This is a genomic window from Bacteroides sp. An279, assembly GCF_002159615.1.
Classification (GTDB): Bacteria; Bacteroidota; Bacteroidia; order Bacteroidales; family Bacteroidaceae; genus Phocaeicola; species Phocaeicola intestinalis.
In genome coordinates, this window is sequence record NZ_NFJA01000209.1 from 1 (window position 1) to 651 (window position 651).

1 protein-coding gene is annotated in these 651 nt (G+C 54.4%); it reads left to right on the top strand.

Annotated elements, in window-relative coordinates:
• The coding region (locus tag B5F78_RS16650) for a PIG-L family deacetylase (protein WP_206421976.1) at nucleotides 1-651 on the top strand (651 nt) is incomplete at both ends.

Genomic DNA, 651 nt, shown 5'->3' on the forward strand with positions numbered 1-651 from the left:
CCGATATTATCAAGCAGGCGGTAGAGGATAAGATTTCGGATACGCTTCCCGCTTCTTACCTCCAGATGCACCAGAATGCGACCGTCTGCATCGACTTGCCCGCTGCTTCACACCTGACGCGCATCCAGCGCCCGTGGCTGGTGACTAGCTGCGAATGGAACGACAAGCTGATCCGGAGTGCCATCGTATGGCTTTGCCTTTTGACCGGAAAACCGATTCTGAAGCTGACCAACAAGGATTATAACGAGAACGGCTTGAGCGAGCTGCTGGTGCTTTACGGCTCTGCCTATAATGTGAACATCAAGATATTCAACGACCTTCAGCATACCATCACCGGCTGGCCCGGCGGCAAGCCCAATGCGGATGACACCTACCGTCCGGAGCGTGCCAAGCCGTTCCCCAAGCGTGTGGTCGTCTTTTCTCCGCATCCCGATGACGATGTGATATCCATGGGCGGCACCATCCGCCGTCTGGTGCAGCAGGGTCACGACGTGCATGTGGCATACGAGACTTCGGGCAATATTGCCGTAGGCGATGAGGAAGTGGTACGCTTCATGCACTTCATCAACGGTTTCAACCAGCTTTTTGATGAGAATCAGAACGAGACCATCCGCAAGATGTATGCCGACATCAAGCAGTTCCTGCTTCAGA